18 protein-coding genes are annotated in these 16,784 nt (G+C 70.7%); 9 read left to right on the top strand and 9 right to left on the bottom strand.

Annotated elements, in window-relative coordinates; all coding sequences use genetic code 11:
* The first annotated feature begins 28 nt into the window (after positions 1 to 28).
* Entirely contained in the window at positions 29 to 607 is a 579-nt protein-coding gene (locus JOF41_RS12730) for a TetR/AcrR family transcriptional regulator (protein ID WP_189223567.1), read from the top strand.
* Positions 608 to 642: 35 nt separating this feature from the next.
* On the opposite strand, the gene JOF41_RS12725 is transcribed toward JOF41_RS12730, so the two are convergent.
* From JOF41_RS12725 to JOF41_RS12715, 3 genes are read right to left on the bottom strand one after another with little or no spacing between them, the layout of a single operon-like run.
* Positions 643 to 966, bottom strand: coding sequence for a DUF1048 domain-containing protein (locus JOF41_RS12725; RefSeq protein ID WP_209618933.1), 324 nt, complete (start codon positions 964 to 966; stop codon positions 643 to 645).
* Position 967: 1 nt separating this feature from the next.
* Positions 968 to 1,324: a DUF1048 domain-containing protein gene (locus tag JOF41_RS12720; RefSeq protein ID WP_209618932.1), complete on the bottom strand. Its 357-nt coding sequence runs from the start codon at positions 1,322 to 1,324 to the stop codon at positions 968 to 970.
* Positions 1,321 to 1,647 carry a PadR family transcriptional regulator gene (locus tag JOF41_RS12715; RefSeq protein WP_209618931.1) on the bottom strand — a complete coding sequence of 109 codons (327 nt, stop codon included), beginning with the start codon at positions 1,645 to 1,647 and terminating at the stop codon, positions 1,321 to 1,323. The genes JOF41_RS12720 and JOF41_RS12715 overlap by 4 nt, the downstream gene beginning before the upstream one ends.
* Before the next feature lie 202 nt (positions 1,648 to 1,849).
* Between JOF41_RS12715 and JOF41_RS12710 the strand changes: the two genes are divergently transcribed.
* The 4 genes from JOF41_RS12710 to JOF41_RS12695 all read left to right on the top strand — a co-directional run bounded on the left by JOF41_RS12710 (position 1,850) and on the right by JOF41_RS12695 (position 6,397).
* The gene (locus JOF41_RS12710) at positions 1,850 to 3,511 is read left to right on the top strand and encodes a serine/threonine-protein kinase (protein ID WP_209618930.1); all 1,662 of its coding nucleotides are present in this window, start codon (positions 1,850 to 1,852) and stop codon (positions 3,509 to 3,511) included.
* Between the two features lie 75 nt (positions 3,512 to 3,586).
* Positions 3,587 to 4,318 carry an IclR family transcriptional regulator gene (locus tag JOF41_RS12705; protein WP_209618929.1) on the top strand — a complete coding sequence of 244 codons (732 nt, stop codon included), beginning with the start codon at positions 3,587 to 3,589 and terminating at the stop codon, positions 4,316 to 4,318.
* A 109-nt stretch (positions 4,319 to 4,427) separates the two neighbouring features.
* A complete protein-coding gene (locus JOF41_RS12700; RefSeq protein ID WP_209618927.1) occupies positions 4,428 to 5,438 on the top strand; it encodes a carbon-nitrogen hydrolase family protein in 1,011 nt (336 codons plus the stop codon).
* Positions 5,435 to 6,397 carry a serine/threonine dehydratase gene (locus JOF41_RS12695; RefSeq protein ID WP_244989577.1) on the top strand — a complete coding sequence of 321 codons (963 nt, stop codon included), beginning with the start codon at positions 5,435 to 5,437 and terminating at the stop codon, positions 6,395 to 6,397. The genes JOF41_RS12700 and JOF41_RS12695 overlap by 4 nt, the downstream gene beginning before the upstream one ends.
* 115 nt (positions 6,398 to 6,512) lie before the next feature.
* On the opposite strand, the gene JOF41_RS12690 is transcribed toward JOF41_RS12695, so the two are convergent.
* The 3 genes from JOF41_RS12690 to JOF41_RS36985 form a co-directional block, all read right to left on the bottom strand.
* Positions 6,513 to 7,004 carry a hypothetical protein gene (locus tag JOF41_RS12690; RefSeq protein WP_209618924.1) on the bottom strand — a complete coding sequence of 164 codons (492 nt, stop codon included), beginning with the start codon at positions 7,002 to 7,004 and terminating at the stop codon, positions 6,513 to 6,515.
* Positions 7,005 to 7,565: 561 nt separating this feature from the next.
* Complete coding sequence (locus JOF41_RS12685) at positions 7,566 to 8,333, bottom strand: dienelactone hydrolase family protein (RefSeq protein WP_209618922.1); 768 nt, start codon at positions 8,331 to 8,333, stop codon at positions 7,566 to 7,568.
* 128 nt (positions 8,334 to 8,461) lie between these two features.
* Positions 8,462 to 10,009, bottom strand: coding sequence for a tyrosine-type recombinase/integrase (locus JOF41_RS36985; protein WP_209618920.1), 1,548 nt, complete (start codon positions 10,007 to 10,009; stop codon positions 8,462 to 8,464).
* Positions 10,010 to 10,332: 323 nt separating this feature from the next.
* Here JOF41_RS36985 and JOF41_RS12675 point away from each other — a divergent pair, with 323 nt between their 5' ends.
* Complete coding sequence (locus tag JOF41_RS12675; protein ID WP_189223577.1) at positions 10,333 to 10,476, top strand: hypothetical protein; 144 nt, start codon at positions 10,333 to 10,335, stop codon at positions 10,474 to 10,476.
* 235 nt (positions 10,477 to 10,711) lie between these two features.
* On the opposite strand, the gene JOF41_RS12670 is transcribed toward JOF41_RS12675, so the two are convergent.
* Positions 10,712 to 11,290, bottom strand: coding sequence for a TetR/AcrR family transcriptional regulator (locus tag JOF41_RS12670; RefSeq protein ID WP_189223578.1), 579 nt, complete (start codon positions 11,288 to 11,290; stop codon positions 10,712 to 10,714).
* 80 nt (positions 11,291 to 11,370) lie between these two features.
* On the opposite strand from JOF41_RS12670, the gene JOF41_RS12665 reads away from it, so the two are divergent.
* Complete coding sequence (locus tag JOF41_RS12665; RefSeq protein WP_209618919.1) at positions 11,371 to 12,144, top strand: oxidoreductase; 774 nt, start codon at positions 11,371 to 11,373, stop codon at positions 12,142 to 12,144.
* A 500-nt stretch (positions 12,145 to 12,644) separates the two neighbouring features.
* Here the strand turns inward: JOF41_RS12665 and JOF41_RS12660 are convergent, their stop codons facing one another.
* Positions 12,645 to 13,523, bottom strand: coding sequence for an RNA polymerase sigma-70 factor (locus JOF41_RS12660; protein WP_244990980.1), 879 nt, complete (start codon positions 13,521 to 13,523; stop codon positions 12,645 to 12,647).
* A 249-nt stretch (positions 13,524 to 13,772) separates the two neighbouring features.
* On the opposite strand from JOF41_RS12660, the gene JOF41_RS12655 reads away from it, so the two are divergent.
* Both JOF41_RS12655 and JOF41_RS12650 read left to right on the top strand, forming a co-directional pair.
* Entirely contained in the window at positions 13,773 to 14,270 is a 498-nt protein-coding gene (locus JOF41_RS12655) for a carboxymuconolactone decarboxylase family protein (protein ID WP_189223580.1), read from the top strand.
* Between the two features lie 14 nt (positions 14,271 to 14,284).
* Positions 14,285 to 15,043 (top strand): SDR family oxidoreductase, encoded by a 759-nt coding sequence (locus JOF41_RS12650; protein ID WP_209618916.1) that lies wholly within the window; start codon positions 14,285 to 14,287, stop codon positions 15,041 to 15,043.
* A 386-nt stretch (positions 15,044 to 15,429) separates the two neighbouring features.
* Here the strand turns inward: JOF41_RS12650 and JOF41_RS12645 are convergent, their stop codons facing one another.
* A complete protein-coding gene (locus JOF41_RS12645; protein ID WP_209618914.1) occupies positions 15,430 to 16,602 on the bottom strand; it encodes a coiled-coil domain-containing protein in 1,173 nt (390 codons plus the stop codon).
* Positions 16,603 to 16,784: the final 182 nt, after the last annotated feature.

Below are 16,784 nucleotides of genomic sequence, written 5' to 3'. Positions count from 1 at the left end.
CTTTTGTCCCATCACCTATGATGGGCACATGGCCCGATGGCAACCGGACACGACCCACCGACTCGTCGTCGCGGCCGTCGACCTGTTCACCGAACAGGGGTACGACGCCACCACCGTGGCGCAGATCGCCGAACGCGCGGGCGTCACCAAGAGCACCTTCTTCCGGCACTTCTCCGACAAGCGCGAACTGCTGGTCGCGGGCCAGGAGACGCTGAGCAGGCTGCTCGCCGAGGGGATCGCCGAGGCGCCCGCGAACGCCAGCCCGCTGGAGGCCGTCGCGGCAGGCCTCGAACGCGCCTCCAGCGCCATGGGCCCGGCGAACCGCGAACTCGGCCCCCGGCTGAAAGTGGCCGTGGCGGCCAGCACCGAACTGCAGGAGCGGGACGCCCTCAAGAGCGTCGGTCTCGCGGCCGCCATGACCACCGCGCTCGTCGCCCGCGACATCCCCGAGCCCACCGCGCACCTCGCGGCCGAACTGGGAGTCCTCGCCTTCAAACGGGGTTACGCCCAGTGGTCCGAACAGGACCGCGACGACGGGCGGGGGCTCGCGCACCACGCGCTGGCCGCGTTGGACGACCTGCGCGCGGCAACGGCCTCGCTGGGCTGACCGGCTGACGCGGACAGCGGGACGATCGCCTCGGGTCAGGAGGTCTTGCCGGGTTCGCCGCCGAGGGACGCCCGGTAGATGTCCGTGTAGGTGGGGGAGTCCTTGATCAGGTCGTCGCAGAAGGCGGCGACGTCGTGGCCGACGAGTTCCAGGACCGGCCTGCCCGCCGCGGCGCCCTCCTCGAAGAAGTCGACGATCCCCGACAGCAGGCGCCCGTCGGGCAGGTCGACCGGCCCGACCTTGAAGAAGTACTTCTGGATCTCCCCGTAGACGATCCGGTAGTCCGGCGGGAGCGCCTTGACCCGAGCCACGTGCGCCCGCCAGTGCTTCTTGCCCTCGATGATGTCCCGGATGCCCATGTCAGCCCCCCAGCCTGCTCAATTTGCGCGCGACGTTGCTGTTCAACTGCTCGCGCCACCGGTCGCGGTAGTCGCGGAGCCCTTCTCCGCCCGCCAGCGCGGCGCAGAAACCCGCGATGTCGTCGCCCAGCACCTCGTCAACGCCCTGTCCGTCCGCGGCCGTCTCCTCCAGCAGTCCCAGGACGCCGTCGAGGACCGGCAGCAGGTCGCGCCCCGTGAAGCCGGAACGGGGGAGGAGGTGGGCCTTGATCCGCTCCCACGCCGCCCGGTGGCCTGCGGGCAACGCCTCGGCCCTGGCCTCGAACGCCTTCCACGCCCTGGTCAGATCGCTGCCCGTCACGGTCTCCCAGAAGTTCATCTCCAGCCCTCCTTGAGCTTGTCGATCCGTGATGAGAGGTACTCCCACTTCGCCCAGAACCTGGCCAGTTCCTCGCGTCCCGCGTCGTTGAGCGCGTAGAACTTGCGCGGCGGCCCCTTCTCGGACGGCCGTTTCACGACCCGGACCAGCCCGTTGCGCTCCAGTCGCAGCAGGATGGTGTAGACCGTCCCCTCGATGACGTCGGTGAAGCCGAGTTCGTTCAGCCGACGCGTGATGGCGTACCCGTAGGTCTCCTCGCCGCCGATGATCTGCAGCACGCACCCCTCGAGCGTGCCCTTGAGCATCTCCGTCAGATCGTCCACAACACCTCTCTTCCGGTACTGCGTAACACCGACTACTGCTATACGGTATCACCGAGTAGTGGTTCGTGTCAGCCACTCCTGACGCGGCGGCGAGGTTGATCATCGTTAGGATGGCGCGGTCTTGCCGGGACGCGTCCCGGCGAAGCAACCGCCGGAGCGCACGGAATCCGCAGCGCCAGTCGACCCGCTCGGAGGGGGTGCCGTGAAGCCGCTCGCAGCGTCCGACCCGACCGCCATCGGCCGCTACCGCGTCCTCGCGGAACTGGGCCGGGGCGGCATGGGGCGGGTGCTGCTCGGTTCCGGCCCGGACGGACGACTGGTCGCGGTCAAGCTGGTCCGCGCCGCCCTCGTCCAGGACGAGGGGTTCCGCGCCCGCTTCAGCCGCGAGGTCGAGGCGTCCAGGAGGGTCTCCGGCGCCTACACCGCCGCCGTGGTCGAGGCCGACGCGGACGCGGACGTGCCGTGGCTGGCCTCGGTGTTCGTGCCGGGCCCCTCGTTGCACGAGGCCGTGGCGACGGCCGGACCGCTGCCGGAGGAGTCGGCGCTGCGCCTGGCCGCCGGACTTGCCACGGCGTTGCAGGAGATCCACCGGGTCGGCCTGGTGCACCGGGACCTCAAGCCCTCCAACGTGCTGCTGACCGACGACGGCCTCCGCGTGATCGACTTCGGCATCGCCAAGGCCGTGGACGACCCCGGCGGACACCTCACCCACGTGGGTTCCATGGTCGGCTCGCCGGGGTTCATGTCCCCCGAGCAGGCCGAGTCCCGCCCGCTCGGGCCCGCCGGCGACGTGTTCTCCCTGGGGGCGGTGCTCGCCGCGGCGTGCACGGGACGCAGCCCGTTCGCGGGCGCCTCCACGTGGCAGACGCTGAGCAACGTCGTGAGCGCCCACCCCGACCTCTCGGCACTGCCGCCGCGGGTGCGCCTGCTCGTGCAGCGGTGCCTGGAGAAGGACCCCGGCAGGCGCCCCAGCCCCGAGCAGGTCCTCGACATGGCGCACCCCGTCCCGCCGTCGGTGCGGCCCTGGCTGCCCGCCGTGCACCGCATGATCGACGACCAGCGCGCCGCCGTCGCCCGACTGCTGCCCGCCGGACGGCAGGACCCCGCGCCCGCAGCGCAGACGGCCCGCTCCGCCGTCTCCCCGCCGCCCTCCACCTCGCTCTTCGCGGGCGAGCCGACGCGGGTCGGGCACCCCTCCCCGGCCCCGCCGCCCGCCCGCCGGGGCCTGCGGTGGGCGGTGACGGCCATCGCGGGCGTGGCCGTGCTCGCCCTGCTGACCGCGGCGGCGATCGTTTGGCAGCAGTGGCCGCACCAGGGAACCGCGAGCGGTGGAACGGTGGAGGGGCCGCGCAGCACGACACCGCCCGCACCGGCCTCGACCGCTCCGACGTCGTCCACCACCGCCTCGTCGTCCACAGCCGCGAGGCCCGTTCTGGAAGATCTGCGGCTGTACTGGAACCCGGGCCCTCAGGACAACGCCACCTGCGCCGCCGACGCGTGCCTGGGGCAACGGCGCGCCGAGTACGGCCTGGCCCGCACGGAGGGGCGGGTGCTGGCCTCCCGTGCGGAAGGCACCGTGCCGCTGAGGACCTACCGGAACGACGCTCGCGGGGACATCGTCACCTGCGGGACCGAGGCGTGCGTCCGGCAGCAGGAGGAAGTGGGGTACGTCTTCGTCCGCGAGGAAGGGCACGTCTACCCCGCACAGCGGGAGGGCACCGTCGCACTGCGGCTGTTCTGGCACGAGGGTCGCGGGGACAACGCCACCTGCGTGACCGACGCGTGCGCCCAGGACCAGATCAGCGTCGGCTACCAGTACATCCGGGACGAGGGCTTCGTCTACCCCGCCACCCCGTCGAACTGACCGCCGAGCGCGACCGGGCACGACGCTGTCAGCGAATCACCTGTCACCGGTTCTCCTCCAGGGAAGGCGTGGGCGATGAGCGGACCACCATCCGGGCGCGGGGTCCTCGACGGGGCCTTCACGGTCCTCGGCGCTCTGGAGACCTCCGGCACCCCCATGCGCTGCGCCGAGATCACCCGCGCGACGGGCATCCCCAAGCAGACCGTGTCCCGGTTGCTGACCCAGCTGGAGGACCACGGTGCCGTGACTCGGGTCGGCGAGCGCTTCACCCTGGGCTCCGGCCTGTTCCGACTCGGATCGCGCTGGTCGGGAGCGCGGCTGGCCGCCGTCGGGCAACCCGTCCTGGCTGAACTGCACCGGCGCACGGCAGCGACGGTGCACCTCGCGGTCCTGGTGGACGACGCCGTCTGCTACGTGGCCAAGCTCGTGGGGCGTGACGGGGATGTCGCGCCTTCGGAAGTCGGGCTCCTCCAGCCACCGGCGGGCAGCGCGGTCGGCAAGGTCCTGCTCGCGGGGCTCCCCCAGGAGCGGCGCAAGCGCGCACTGGAAGCCGTGACCGACCGGGGGATCGCGAAACGCACCCGTGCGGCACTCGACGGGTTCACCCGCTCCGGCGTGGCCTTCGACCACGAGGAGGTGAGCGACGGCCTGTGCTGTGCCGCCGCACCCGTCCTCGCCCGCCACGGGGCCATCACCGGAGCGCTGTCGGTGTCCGTCCCGGCGTCCCGGCCGCTGTCCCCCTTGACGGATCAGGTCCGCGCGGCCGCCAAGGCGCTCTCGCGGCTCAGCGGGACCGTCTCACCGTGAACCGGACCGATCATCCCGCTGCGACCCAGCGCCTGCTCATGCCCCACATGTCCCACTGAACGGGGCAACGGCTCCCCCCAACCGCGTCATCACCGGCATCCTCGCGGGCATGACCAGTGACGACAGCACTCACAACAGAGTCGTTCGGGCGGGCGTCGTGCAGGCCGCCCCGGTCCCGTTCGACCCGGTGGCCACGTTGCGCGTCGTGGAGCGGTGGCTGTCCGAGGCAGCCGAGCGGAACCTGGATCTCGTGGTGTTCCCCGAGGCGTTCATCGGTGGCTACCCCAAGGGATCGGCGTTCGGGGCAATGGTGGGCGACCGGACCGCAGCCGGACGAGAGGAGTTCGCCCGGTACTGGAGCGGCGCCGTGGAGGTGCCCGGCCCCGTCACGGACCGGCTGGGCGAACTGGCGGCCGATGCCCGCACCCACCTGGTCATCGGCGTCGTCGAACGGGAGCACGGCACGCTCTACTGCACGGTCCTGTTCTTCTCCGCCGCGGGAGCGCTCCTCGGCAAGCGGCGCAAGCTCATGCCCACCGGCGCCGAGCGGATGATCTGGGGGTTCGGCGACGGCTCGACCCTCGACGTGCACCGCACCGAGCTCGGCAGGCTCGGGGCCGTGATCTGCTGGGAGAACCTCATGCCCGCGACACGACTGGCCATGTACGCGCAAGGCATCGAGCTGTACTGCGCGCCGACGGCGGACAGCAGGGAAAGCCACCACGCGACCATGCGCCACATCGCCATGGAAGGCAGGTGCTTCGTGCTGGTGGCGAACCAGTGCCTGCGCGTCGGGGACTTCCCCCCGGACCACCCCACGCCGTACGGCACCGACCCGGAGCAACTCGTCTCCCGCGGTGGCAGCAGCATCATCGGCCCGCTGGGCGAAGTGCTGGCCGGGCCCGTCCTGGACCAGGAGATCCTGCTGACCGCGGACCTCGACATGGCACTGATCCCACGCGCCCGCTACGACTTCGACCCCGTCGGCCACTACGCACGGCCCGACATCTTCCGCCTCCACGTGGACACCACGGACCGCCGCGCCGTGCGGACCAGCGACAGTCCGAGCGCGTCCCCCTCAGCCGACTCGCCCACCACCTCCCTCGGACACCGCCCATGAACGAGCAGCCCGTCAACATCCCCTCGTCGGCGGACATCGCCCGCGCGGCCGAACGAATCCGCGACGTGGTGCGCCGCACCCCCGTGATTCGGGTGGCGGCCGGGGAACTGGACGTGCCCGTCCCCGTCACCCTGAAACTGGAATTCCTCCAGCACACCGGCTCCTTCAAGGTCCGTGGCGCGGCCAACACGCTCGCCCTCCTGCGCGTCGCGGAACGCGGCGCCCCGACCGCAGGCGTCTGCTGCGCGTCGGGAGGCAACCACGGGGCCGCCGTGGCCTGGGCGGCACGCGCAGCGAACCTGCCCGCCACCGTGTTCGTGCCCGACTTCTCGCCCAAGGCCAAGACCGACATCATCGAGTCCCTGGGCGCACGCCTGCGCCGCGTCGAAGGCTTCTACGCCGACGCGCTGGCCGCCAGCCGGGATCACGCCCGGCGCGAGGGCGCCTTCCACGTCGACGCCTATGACGCCCCGCAGACGGTGGCCGGGCAGGGCACGCTCGGCCTGGAGCTCGCCGAGCAGGTGCCGGAGGGACAGCCCGTGCTGGTCGGGTGCGGTGGGGGAGGCCTGTACGCGGGAGTCGCTCTGGCGCTGGACGGGCGCAACCGCGTGATCGCAGCCGAACCGTCCTCGGCGCCTTCGCTCACAGCAGCGCTGGAGGCGGGCGAACCGGTGGACGTGGAAGTCGGCGGGATCGCCCTGGACAGCCTCGGTGCCCGCCGGGCGGGGCGCATAGCCACCGCGGTCGGCCTCTCGCTGGGCACGAAGACCCTCACCGTCGCGGACGAAAACATCGCCACCGCCCAGGCACTCCTCCACCAGCGGCTGCGCATCGTGGCCGAACCCGGCGGAGCCACCGCTCTCGCCGCGCTGCTCGCCCACCCCGAAGACTTCCCCGACGGAGCCACCGTCGTCGTCTCAGGGGCCAACGCGACACCGCCGTCGAGTACCGGCCGCTGAGAAGTCGTTGTCCTACCGGGAGGTCGGCTTGACACGGGGGCGGTACCGCTTCCGAGCATTACTCACGACCTGGACCGGTGCCGGCCCTGCCGACAACCGGCCCAGAGCACGGGAGCTAACCCAAAATACAGCCGTTGGACAGCCTGTCCAGGTAGGACTGGTCGGTGGTGATGATTTTATCCCAGTCGAAGTGCCAACGGTTGAACGCGGATTCACTTGCGATGTAGTGCTTCCTTCCCCCCTCCGGCCTGACGAGGTACACGTGCGCGCTGGGTCCCTTCGCGAGGAACGCGCCGTTCAGGCCTGCCCCCTGGCCGATGGAACCCACGTCGGACATCGTCACGATACCCTCCCAGTCCCGGAAAAGGCCTTCGTAAATGCGCTCATTGGGAATGTTCGCGCGCTGTCCGCACAAGACCAGCCAGACCTTGGGGTCGCCAGCTTCCTTGACGCGGTTCCCTTCGTAGGAGGCCAGCGAACCAACCGGGCCAGTCGGCTGCGCACCGGCTGGTGACGCCATGCCTTGCGGCCCCGCGACCAGCACAGTGACTCCCGTCAGGATCAGGACCAAGAGGCCCGAACGAATCCTTCGCGTGAAGATGGACATGTTCCCTCCGTCGTTTCACAGTAGGGCCGATCCCCTTGCTGCGCCTCAACTCAACGGTCGCCTGTACCGCTGTGCGCTCTACTGAGCTTGACGGTGTCCACGGGGACCGGTCCCGGCTGGCCATCAACCCCGGAGAAGCCGGAGTGGACGTCGCCGACCAGTCCCCGTTCCGGAACACCGCGATTGAGTCGATCTCCTGCCCTTCCGAACGACGACAAGAGGCTCGATCTCCCCGACGTCCGTCTGATGTCGGCGGGATCACCATCTCGATGCGCACAGTCGACAGGCACCGTCCCCACGGCATCGATCGCCGACGAGAACGCGGTCACCGCGATTTCCTTCGTCGACCGCGCGAACCTTCTTCACCGCCAAGGCATCACCCAGGCGCATCGCGTCGTGGCCGGCGACAGTTCCCGCTGCCACGTCCACACCTGGACCAGCCAACGGCACCGCACCCGTGCCCTGGCTGTGTGGAACGTGGACAACAACCACCACCGACCCACGCCAACTCGCCGGCCTCGTACGCCGAGCCACTCGGCGCGACATCGACCGCGAGGACTGTCAGTGCCCGACGCCAGCACGCTCACCCGGGACGTGCCTCAGATCCTCCGTCACGGGCAGGCACTCGGCGAGCAGGTCGACGACGTCGCGCCAGGCGCGCTGCGCGTGCCGCGGGTGGTAGCCGACGCCGGGGACCACAGGGTGGTCGACCGGCGGGTGGTGGAAGGCGTGCAAGGCGCCGCCGTAGACCGTGAGGCGCCAGTCGACGCCTGCGGCCTGCATCTCCGCGGTGAACGCGTTCCGTTGCGCGGGCGGCATGATCGGGTCTTCCGACCCGACACCGGCCCACACCGGGCAGCGAATGCGCGCCGCCTCGCCCGGTCGGCCCGTGGTCAGTGCGTTGACTGTCCCGATCGCGCGCAGGCTGACGCCGCCGCGCCCGAGTTCCAGCCCGACAGCGCCCCCGGTGCCGTAGCCGATGGCGGCGATCCGGTCGGGGTCGGTCCGCGGTTCGGCGCGCAACACGTCGAGCGCCGCATGACCTATGCCCCGCATCCGGTCGGGATCAGCGAGCAGCGGCAGGCAACGGCCCAGCATCTCCTCGGGGTCGCCCAGATAGCGCCCGCCGTGAAGGTCGAAGGCCAGCGCCACATATCCCAGTTCGGCGAGGGCGTCGGCCCGGCGGCGCTCGACATCGCTGAGCCCCATGCCCTCTGGTCCGAGCAACACCGCGGGCCGGTGGTCGGCACCGGCCGGGAGCGCGAGGTGCCCGATCATCGTCAAACCGTCGGCCGGATACTCGACCGCACGCGTCGTAATCGTCGTCACGAGACTGGACGGTAGTGATCGTCGAGCCCGCTCCGGCTGGTGTTCTGCCACGGGCAGAACACTTCCGAACTACGGCGAGGACTCACGAGAACCGTCACAAACCCCGGCCCCACGGCAGCGCTATCGGACTAGTTCACCTCCGCCGGAGCTTGGACACGGCGCAGCGCCGTGGCCTCGGCCAGCACGCGGGGATGCGGCTGTGGCTGGGCGATCAACGCCGAAAGCACCCGATCGGCAGCCGAGGAGGGCGTGTCGGCGCGGAGGGCCTGTCGCAGCAGTTGCAGACCGTGCAGTTGTTCCACCGGGTCCCCGGTGCGCAGTCCGTTCCACAGCACCTGCAGCGCCGAGTGCTCGTCCGCCTCCGACACGTCCACAGGGAGAAGCGGTCTTTCGTCAGTCATCCCCTGAGCCGCGGCGGGCGGCGGGGTGTGGCGGGCACGGGCGGCGAGCAGGACCTGTTCCACGGCGTCCACGGCCGAGCGGTCGGGGGAGCGGGCGGCCTGGTTGTAGACGCGGTGGGTGGTCTCGACCGAGGAGTGACCCACGTCGGCCTGGATGTGGGTCATGTCCACGCCCGCTTCCGCGGCTGTGGTGACGTAGAAGTGACGCAGCACGTGCGGCCCCATCCGATCGGCGACATCGGCCAGGGCAGGGCCCGCGCTGCGGGCCAGGCGACGCAGCAGCGACCACATGTCGCGCGGGTCGACCGGGCCGCCGTCGCGGGTGGCGATCAGCGGGGAGAGCTGCCCGCGCAGTTGTCCGGGCAGGGCGGGTACCGCCGCGGCGCTCCACCGGTCCCGCTCGGCCAGGTAATCGTCGAGCGCGGAGGCAGCCAGGGTCGACAGGTAGACGGTGCGGACCTTGTTGCCCTTGCCGGTCACCCGCAGCGCCCGCCGCCCTCGGGTGGTGTGCACATCGCCACGCCGCAGACCGGTCAGCTCGCCGATGCGCACCCCCAGGGTCAACAGCGCCACGATGGCCACCGACCGATAGCGCATCACCGGATGCACGCCCCGCCGCGGGGTGGCCGCAGTGCGCATCAGCCGCTCGACCTGCTCGGCGGTGAGCACCACGGTGGGGGAGGTGTCGCGATGAGCGCCCAGGCCGAGCCGGGAACGGTCGAAGCGAGTCGGATCGACCGTGACTGCACCGTGCTCGGCCAGGTGCGCGTACATCGCGCCCACAGCGGCCAGCCGATGGGCACGGGTCGCCTTGGGCATGCCCAGCGCGCCCAACTCCAGCTGCCAGCGCTTGACCGCAGTGCTGTCCGCGCGCAGTGGGTGCACCTGGTTGCGGTCACACCACCGCAACCACGCCCAGTCCCGGTAACGCCCTGGTCTGGTGGGCGGCGCGTGCCTGCTCGTGCCACTCGACCCCGCAGGTGTGCCTGTCCTGTTCGCGCCCGCAGTCGCCGGGGGGATGAACGCGAAGTCCTCGGGGCGCCCGATGGCCTCGACCCATCGACGGTCCAGCCCCAGCGCATCGCCGTAGGACCGGCGCGTGGCAGCCGAGGCATAGCCGGAGAGCCAGTCGTGCAACAGCCGCTCCAGCGTCCGCATCTCCGACTCGGTGACGAAGGAGAAGTCGTGCCGCCTGCTGGGATCGTGAGCCGTGTCCTCGGCGAGGACCGGTGCGAACACCGACGGACCAGGCGACTGCGGCGGTTCGACGATCACAACCGGCAGCCTATCGACAGTCGGCACCACCGACACCGGATGACGTTTCCCAGTCGGGAAGTGTTCTGATGTGGCTCCCAGAACGGGTGGACATCGGACTTGGCCTGCCCTTGAACCGTTGCCGGAGCGACCATCGGGCCTCCTGCCCCGACGCCCAGCCCGATCCCCGCCGGCTCCCCGCAGCCGATGATCAGGCTGTGTCGGACGGGGGGAGGACCGCTGTCGTCACGTGACCGGACCGCGGTGCGTCCGGGCCGCTGGACCACGCCGCTGCTCGTCCTGACCGGGGTGACGTCGGTGGTTTTCACGGTCGGGACGGCGGGGTGTGGCTGGTGCCGCCGGAGGTGCTCACCGCAGCGCGGGAGCGGTTCGGCGTTGCCGGGGTGCTCCCGTCGATGGTCACCGACGTCGGCGCGCTGGCGCTGGTCGTCGTGCTCGCCACCGCGTCGGCGAGTCCGTCGAACTGACCCCTCACTTCGACCACCGGGGGTGAGCAGCAGCGGTGCAGCGGTTGATCCTGAGCCGGGATCCGCAGGTCAGGGCTGATCGACCAGGTTCCGGTCTGTGCCCGTTGAGTTCCTGGCCGACGAGCACGCTGAGTCTCGCGGGACGTTCACCCAGGAGCCGACCCGCCCGGAGCTGGAGCAGTGAGGACGACGACGGGAGCGGGCAGGAGTAACACCAGGCACGCGCGTCCTTGGCTCAGCTCGCGCGCGGGGCCCCGTGGCGCAGACCGTCGAGGAGGAGGGCGGTGATCTGCCGGGCCTCGTCGAGCCATCCCTCGGTCACCCGCATGGCGCAGATGCCGCCCAGAGCCCGCAGCAGGGTGGGTCCGGTGACGTCGCCGCGGATGGTGCCTGCCGCGCTGCCCGCATCGAGCAGACGGGTCAGGGCGTCGCCCATGCGGGTGCGGGCGTCGTCGAAGACCGGTGAATCCGTGGCCATGATGCTCTCCAGCGCGACGGACATCCCCTTGCCCACGGCGGCGTGGTCCACGAGCAGCAGCAGGAACCGCCGCAGGGCCTCCTCCGGGGCGTGCTGGTTCAGCAGGTCGCCGGGCGCGGTGCACAGGTCGTCGACCTCCTTGCGGTAGACCTCCTCGATCAGCGCCTCGCGGGTCTCGAAGTGGCGGTAGAGCGTGCCCACGGCAACGCCGGCGCTGCGGGCGATGTCCTCCACGTGCACGTTGATGCCGCCGCTGAGGAACGCCTGACGGGCTGCGGACAGCAGTGCCTCGCGGTTGCGTCGCGCGTCGGCGCGCAGCGGGCGTGATGACGACAAGGAACCTCCATAAGGTGAGTCCGGTTCCGCTTATGTGTACAGTTTCCGGAGTCAGGTTCATCTTACGGAGGGGATTTGCCATGCCGAACACCGACGAGGGCCTGGACGGCTTGCGAGTGCTGGTCACCGGTGGCAGCAGGGGCCTGGGCGCGGCTGCCGCACGTCGCTTCGTCGCCGCGGGCGCGACCGTGCTGACGGCCTCCCGCAGCCGGCCCGAGGAGGACGACGGCGCCATCTTCATGCCTGCGGACCTCTCGACGCAGCAGGGCGTGGCCGAGCTCGGCCGCCGAGTCGTCGACCAGGTGGGCGGGGTGGACGTGCTCGTGAACAACGCCGGCGCGGCCAGCGCCCCGGCGCCGACCCTGAGCCGGTCCGACACATCCTGGCAGGCGGACCTGGATATGAACCTCCTCAGCGCCGTGCGCCTGGACCGGGCCCTGGTGCCGGGAATGGTCGAGCGGGGCTCCGGCGTCGTCGTGCACGTCTCCTCGATCGCCAGCCAACTGCCCCAGCGCACCGAGGCTTCCTATGCCGCTGCCAAGGCCGCGCTCAACACCTACAGCCGTGAACTGGCCACCGAGGTCGGCGCGCACGGGGTGCGTGTGGTCTGCGTCCTTCCCGGCTTCGTCGTCACCGACGGCGCCACCGCCCACCTCCGGCACATGGCCGAGGAGCAGGGCGTGACCACCGAGGAGGTCACGCAGCAGATCGTGGACCGCCTGAACGTCCCCATGGGCCGCCCCGGAGATCCCGAGGACGTCGCCGAGATGATCGCTTTCCTCGCCTCCGGCCGCGCGAAGTGGCTCACCGGGGCGCAATTCCGCGTCGACGGCGGCATCATCCCGACCGTCTGAGCACCGACCAGTACCAGCGCGAAGAACAGGACCGTCACCATGCCCATCACCCTGAGTTCCGTGATCATCGACGCTGCCGGGATCGAGGCGGAGAGCGCCTTCTGGCACCGGCTGCTCGGTGGCTCGATCCACCGCACGCCGACCCACCACTTCATTCAGACCCCCCGGCCTCCCGGTCATCGTCGTCCAGTCCGCACCCGAACACGTCTCCCCGAACTGGCCGGACGGCACCTCCCAGCAGATGCACCTCGACTTCGGCGTCGTGGACCTCGCGACCGCCGACCGCGCGGGACTGCGCGGAAACGTCGGTCACCGAACGCGCGCTATGCGGCATGAACGGATACCGGCAATGCCTTCCAAGGCGCGCTGCACTCAGCGCCACGGACAATGCCGGATGCGGAGGAATGGGCGGCGCGGCGCCGCGGCATCCGGGCGCAGCCTCGTCGGTCATGTGGTGGCCGGAGCAGGGAGCGCGCCGGGCGGGGCCGGTCTCGGCAAGCTCAGCGGCTTACGGCGATCTCCTGCTCCACGCGTGACAGCTTCTCAGGGTTGCGCACGTGGTAGGCGCCGGTGACGTAGCCGTTCTCGACCCGCACCGCGAGCACGCCGTCGATCTCCCCGTTGACGCGGATGAGCAGTCCTGGGCCACCGTTGATCTGTACCGGCTCGACTGACCTTCCTGCGTCGCGTTTCCACCAGCCGGCGGCCAGCAGACGAGCCACGTTGTCCGCGCCGATGATGGGCCGCAGCAGGGCGTGTTTGACTCCTCCGCCGTCGCTGAGGGCGACGACGTCCGGCGCGAGGATGTCGAGCAGGCTCTGCAGGTCGCCGGTTTCGACCGCTGATTGGAAGGCCTGGAGTGCGGCCCGGTGCTCGGCGGGGGAACCGGTGCCGCGCGGTCTGCGCGCGGCGACGTGTGCCCGTGCCCGGTGGGCGATCTGACGCACCGCGGCCGGGGTCTTGTCGACGGCTTCCGCGATCTCGTCGTAGTCGAGGTCGAACACTTCACGCAGCACGAACACTGCCCGCTCGGTCGGGACGAGCGTCTCCAGCACCAGCAGCATCGCTATCGAGACGCTCTCGGCGAGTTCGACGTCCTCGGCCACGTCCGGGGCGGTCAGCAGCGGCTCGGGCAGCCACGGGCCGACGTAGGACTCCTTGCGCCTGTCGAGCGTCCGCAGTCGTTTGAGCGCCTGCCGGGTGGTGATCCGGATCAGGAACGCGCGCGGGTCCAGCACCGTGTCGAGGTCGACGCCCACCCACCGCAGCCAGGTCTCCTGCAGGACGTCCTCGGCATCGGTAGCTGAACCGAGCATCTCGTAGGCCATGGTGAACAGCAGGTTGCGATGGGCCACGAACGCCTTGGTCGCCGAGTCCATGGCGCGGTCCACGTGGCTGCCACGAGCGAAGGGGCCTGCCGCGTCCGTCGGTTGCTCGCGTCGTTCGCCCATCGCTGGTTCTCGCCTGTTCGTTCGCGACCGTGCCATGTCCATACGATCCCGCCCCTCACCGCTTTGTGACACCAACTATCGGTGGCCCCCGTCACATGGCCGGACTGTCACAGGGAGCAGGTCACCGGGATCTCTTGCTCGTCACAACGCGACACCACGAGTGAGGAAGTCCTGACCATGTCCACAAGCACGACGACCGACCCGCGGTCGCGCATGCCCAACCCCATCCGGTTCGTCCCAGAGATGGCGGAAGTCGCCGGAGCCCTGCACAAGGTCCTCAGGAACGATGCGATTCCCCCGGCGACCGTCAGCCTGATGCAACTGCGCGCCGGGCAGATCCTCGGCAGCACGTACTTCACCGTCCGGGAAACCAACAGCCTTCGCGGGCTCGGGGAATCGGAGAAGCGCATCACCGCCGTGGCCACCTGGCAGGACGCCACCTACTTCACCGCCGCCGAACGGGTCGCGCTGGAGCTCGTGGAGGCTGTCCTCACCCCGAACCCGTCCGGGGAGCGCGTCCCCGACGAGTTGTACGCCAAGGCATCCGCGCACTACGACGACAAGGCGCTCTGGACGCTCGTCATGGTGATCGCCCACATCGGCTTCTTCACCCCCGCCGCGCTCATCGCCAAGCCGATTCCCGGCATGCCCCCCGGCCAGAACTACAGCGAGTAAGAAGGGCACACACCATGAGCACCACCAAGTTCGCGGTGGCAGGAGCGACCGGGCGGCTGGGCCGCCACGTCGTCGACGTCCTCACCGAACGGGGGCACCGTGTCGTGCCGATGTCCCGGGCCACCGGCGTGGACATCATCACCGGTGATGGCCTCGCCGCGGCGCTCACCGGAGTCGAGGTGATCATCGACGTCGCCTCGTGGCACGGCTCCGAGCAGGAGGCGGCGACCGAGTTCTTCCGCACGTCGGCCCGCAACCTGCAGGAGGCGGGCCAGAAGGCGGGGGTCGCCCAGATCACCGTGGCGTCCATCATCGGCGTCGACAAGGCCACCGCCGGTTTCCTCGCCGCCAAGAAGGTGCACGAGGAGCTCCTCCTGTCCGGCCCGCTCCCCGCTCGCGTCCTGCGGGCCGCGCAGTTCCACGAATTCGTCGGGCAGCTCTTGGACTGGCAGCAGAGCGACGTCGCCTACATCCCGGCCCTGCCCACCCAGCTCGTGGCCTGCCGCACCGTGGCCGAGGAACTGGTCGACCTGGCCACCGACCCCAGCGCGCCCGCCCCTGAAACACCGATCCCCGAGATCGCCGGACCCCGCAAGGAAACCATGGCCGAGGCGGCCCAACTCCTCGGCGCCCGTCGAGGCATCAAGGTCGTCGGCGTCGGCGGCTCCGGCATACCCGATGCCGAGATCGCCGCCAACGGCGGGTTCCTGCCCAGCCCGCACGCCAAGCTCGCAGGACCCACCTTCCAGGAGTGGCTCGACACCCACCCCTGAACCGGCCTGCCCTACGGCGCGGCCTTGCCCTTGTTCTCGGAACGCCACGGCCCGGAGTTTCGAGAACAAGGGCCCCTCCGGACCTTGCGCTCGGGGACTCGGTAGTTCCTCTGAGCCAAACACAACGCGATACCCCGACAACTGCGACACCGACGCAACTGCGACAGCTTGACTGTTTACATGACCCTTGCGGTTGTGGTGGCCTGTCCTGCGGATCTCGGCTTGGCGTCAACGGCTGTACCGCTGCTGTTCAGCCCTGACTACCTGTTCGGGTTATCCGCAGCCGGTCGAGATCTGCTCCCCGTATCCGTCCCGCCCGGTCGGTCGGTCCGGGCGGGACGGAAGCGGAATGCACGACCTCGTGACGCACTTGCCTCGTTGGTCGCTCACGGTGAGGACGGTGCCTCGGTGCCGTCGGGTGTGACCCGTGCGGACTCCAGCATGGCGATGACAGCGTGCAGGGTGTTCCGCGCCCCGTGCTCGACATCCGCCTGCTCCCGGTCTGCGGGGTCCTGCGTCGGGGTGGCGGGATCGGTCCGGGCCGTGGCGAGGAGGCGGTCGATCAGCTCGCGGTGGCGGTCGTGGGCCCGCTGGAGCCGGTCGGCTCGTTCGGTCTGGGCGCCGAGCTGGCGGCCGAGGTCGAGAACACGGCGCTCATGCTGCTCGCGCAGCGCCGCGAGCTCTGCGCGGGCCTGCTCGACGCGGCGCTCGGCGTCGGCGACGGCCTGGTCGATCCGGCGTGTGGCGTCGGCCGCGGCCTGGGCGAGGCGGTGCTCGGTGTCGGCGCGCAGCCGGTCGGCGGCCTGTGCGGCCTCGTGCAGGCGTTCGTCGCGGTCGCGGAGTTGGTCGCGCAGGCTCTCGACCTGGGCGCGCAGTGCCGCCGCCTGCTCGCGGGCCGCGGCGGCGGCGTCGGCGGCGGCCTGGACGCGCCGATCGGCGGTGGCGGTGATGTCGGTGACCGTGGCCGCTGCGGTGGCGGCGGCCTGGTCGGCCTGCTCACGGGCGGCGTCGCGTTCGGCGCGCAGGCGTTCCTGAGCGCGCAGGGCGTCCTGGGTGGCCTGTTCGGCGGTGTCGCGGGCGCGCAGCGCCTCGTTGCGCTGGGCGCGGGCCTGCCGAGCCTGGTCGAGGGCGTCGTCGCGGGCGACCTCGGCGGCCAGGGCGCGCTGGTCGGCCTGCTCGCGGGCGGCCGTGGCCTGCTCGGCGGCCTGCTCGGCGCGTTCGACGCGGGCGATGAGGTCGTCCCGCAGCGTAGTGAGCAGGGTACGGGCACCCTGCGCGGACTCGACGAGGTCCTGCAGGGGTTCCCAGGCCTCGTCGAGGTGTCCGGCCAGTTCGACCACGCTCTGGCGCAGCGCGGCGGGCCCGCCGGCGGTGTCCGCCGCGCGGGCGGCGATCCGCTCGGCGCGGGCGCGGGCCGCGCAGTCGCGCTGGTCGGGCGGGCAGTAGCGGGGCGGGCGTCCGGTGGGTTTGCGGGCGGTCACCGGACGCCCGCAGTGGGCGCACGGGCGGGTGCGGGGCTCCGGGGCGGGCGTCACCTGCGGCTCTGCGGTGCTTGTCACCTGATCATCGTAGCTGAGTTCTCGTTTCCGGAAACGACAACAGGTGGCTGTTTCCGAAAACGATAACTTCTGTGAAGAGGTTGCCGAGATAAGTGACATTATGTCGGTAACGTATGCATATGCGAATCCGAGGGCGATCCAGGGAGCTGGAGGCCCCGTCTGGAAACAGGGGGTCGTCACCG

Source organism: Saccharothrix coeruleofusca (assembly GCF_017876325.1).
Classification (GTDB): domain Bacteria; phylum Actinomycetota; class Actinomycetes; order Mycobacteriales; family Pseudonocardiaceae; genus Actinosynnema; species Actinosynnema coeruleofuscum.
The sequence above is the reverse complement of the archived record's forward strand: the minus strand, read 5'-3'. Positions and strand labels throughout refer to the sequence as shown.

Coding starts and splice junctions, on each gene's coding strand:
- JOF41_RS12705 (WP_209618929.1), top strand. CDS start 3,587: ATGAGCGGACCACCATCCGGGCGCGGGGTCCTCGACGGGGCCTTCACG.
- JOF41_RS12730 (WP_189223567.1), top strand. CDS start 29: ATGGCCCGATGGCAACCGGACACGACCCACCGACTCGTCGTCGCGGCC.
- JOF41_RS12690 (WP_209618924.1), bottom strand. CDS start 7,004: ATGTCCATCTTCACGCGAAGGATTCGTTCGGGCCTCTTGGTCCTGATC.
- JOF41_RS12695 (WP_244989577.1), top strand. CDS start 5,435: ATGAACGAGCAGCCCGTCAACATCCCCTCGTCGGCGGACATCGCCCGC.
- JOF41_RS12725 (WP_209618933.1), bottom strand. CDS start 966: ATGGGCATCCGGGACATCATCGAGGGCAAGAAGCACTGGCGGGCGCAC.
- JOF41_RS12655 (WP_189223580.1), top strand. CDS start 13,773: ATGTCCACAAGCACGACGACCGACCCGCGGTCGCGCATGCCCAACCCC.
- JOF41_RS12660 (WP_244990980.1), bottom strand. CDS start 13,523: ATGGACTCGGCGACCAAGGCGTTCGTGGCCCATCGCAACCTGCTGTTC.
- JOF41_RS12700 (WP_209618927.1), top strand. CDS start 4,428: ATGACCAGTGACGACAGCACTCACAACAGAGTCGTTCGGGCGGGCGTC.
- JOF41_RS12650 (WP_209618916.1), top strand. CDS start 14,285: ATGAGCACCACCAAGTTCGCGGTGGCAGGAGCGACCGGGCGGCTGGGC.
- JOF41_RS12720 (WP_209618932.1), bottom strand. CDS start 1,324: ATGAACTTCTGGGAGACCGTGACGGGCAGCGATCTGACCAGGGCGTGG.
- JOF41_RS12665 (WP_209618919.1), top strand. CDS start 11,371: ATGCCGAACACCGACGAGGGCCTGGACGGCTTGCGAGTGCTGGTCACC.